Below are 1,515 nucleotides of genomic sequence, written 5' to 3' on the forward strand. Positions count from 1 at the left end.
CGGAAAGTGTCAAGGCGGGTGAGACAGATTCCGTCAGGCGGTCTGTATGAGGGCCTCCTGTGAGGGCTGGTTGATCCAGGCGGCCTCGGGCAGCTTGGGCGCCTGGGGTCGGCGGTGGCCGAAGCGCTCGGGACGGGCGGCGTAGGCCGCGTCCAGGGTGGCCTGGCGCTGGGCGCGGACCTGCCCGGCGGTGCCGAAGTGGACGCTGGCGGGGGTGTGCAGCCCGATCCCGCAGTGGCGGTGCTCGTGGTTGTAGTAGGCGAAGAACTGCTCGGCGAACGCGCCGGCGTCGGCCAGGGACCCGAAGCGCTCGGGGAAGACCGGGGCGTACTTCAGCGTCTTGAACGCCGCCTCGCTGTAAGGGTTGTCGTTCGACACGTGCGGGCGGGAGTGCGACCTGGCCACCCCGAGGTCGACGAGCAGCTGAGCGACCGGTTTGGAGGTCATCGAGGTCCCGCGGTCGGCGTGGATCGCCTCCGGCACGCCATGGATGCCCATGGCGTGCTCGAGCAGGTTCTTGGCGATCTCGGCGTCCTCGCGGGCCGCGATGGTCCAGCCCACGACGAACCTGGAGAAGATGTCGAGCACGACGTACAGGTCGTAGTACACGCCCCGCTCCGGCCCCTTGAGCTTTGTGATGTCCCAACTCCACACCTGCCCCGGCGCCGTCGCGACGAGCTCGGGCCGGGTCCGGGGCGGGTGGCTCGCCTGCCGGCGCCGTTCCCCGGCCATGTCGTGCTCGCGCAGGATCCGGTGCATCGTGGACATCGAGCACAGGTAGGTGCCCTCGTCCAGCAGCGTGGCCCAGACCTGGGCGACCGACTTGTCCGCGAACCGCTGGCTGGTCAACACGGCCAGCACGTGGGCCCGCTCGGCGGCGGACAGCTTGTTCGCCGGTGCCGGCCGCGGTGTCCGTGGACGTGGCGGTGGCGGGTTCTTGGCCCGGTAGTGACTGGCGCGGGAGCGACCCAGCAGCGCGCACGCAGCCGCGGTGCCGACGTGCTCGGCCAGCCCGTCGACGGCCGGGTTGATCACCGCGGCGACCGCGGCGGCTTGTCCGCGCTCTCGGAGAGCGTCTCCAAGAGCGCGTGTGCTTTTCCCATCAGGTCCAGCGCCGCCCTGGTCTTGGCCAGCTCGGCCTCGGCCTTCTCCGCCCGGGCCCGTAGCGCCTGCAGCTCCCGCTCGCGCCGGTCCCGCGGCTTGCTGCCCAGCCCGGACAGCGAGCCGGCGGCCGCGGCCTTGCGCCACTCGATGATGTGGGAGGTGTACAGGCCCTCCCGGCGCAGGATCTCCCCACGCCCAGAGCGGTCCGCGGCGTCGTACTCGGCCAGGATCGCCGCTTTGAACTCGGCGGTGAACGTCCGCCTCTTGGGCCGGTCAGCACGAGGAGCCATAGCCCCATCATCGGTGCCGACGTCAGCAACCGTCATCGTCATCTCAGTATTGGTCCGTTCTCGCCCCGTGCAGTGCGAAGGTCAGCAGTGCTGGTGTCTCACCCCATCCTGACGCACAGGG

At 70.6% G+C, this 1,515-nt stretch carries 1 protein-coding gene; it reads right to left on the reverse strand.

All coding sequences use genetic code 11. The features are described from left to right. Window positions 1-33 precede the first annotated feature (33 nt). Window positions 34-1,430 (reverse strand): IS3 family transposase gene (locus FE256_RS17890; RefSeq protein WP_370428832.1). Its coding sequence is split into 2 segments (ribosomal slippage): window positions 34-1,094 and window positions 1,094-1,430, totalling 1,398 coding nucleotides; the frame shifts between segments, so codons are not numbered across the junction. Between the last annotated feature and the right edge of the window lie 85 nt (window positions 1,431-1,515).

Origin of the sequence: Microbacterium sp. 5K110, from assembly GCF_005774735.1 — a bacterium.
Lineage (GTDB): Bacteria > Actinomycetota > Actinomycetes > Actinomycetales > Microbacteriaceae > Microbacterium.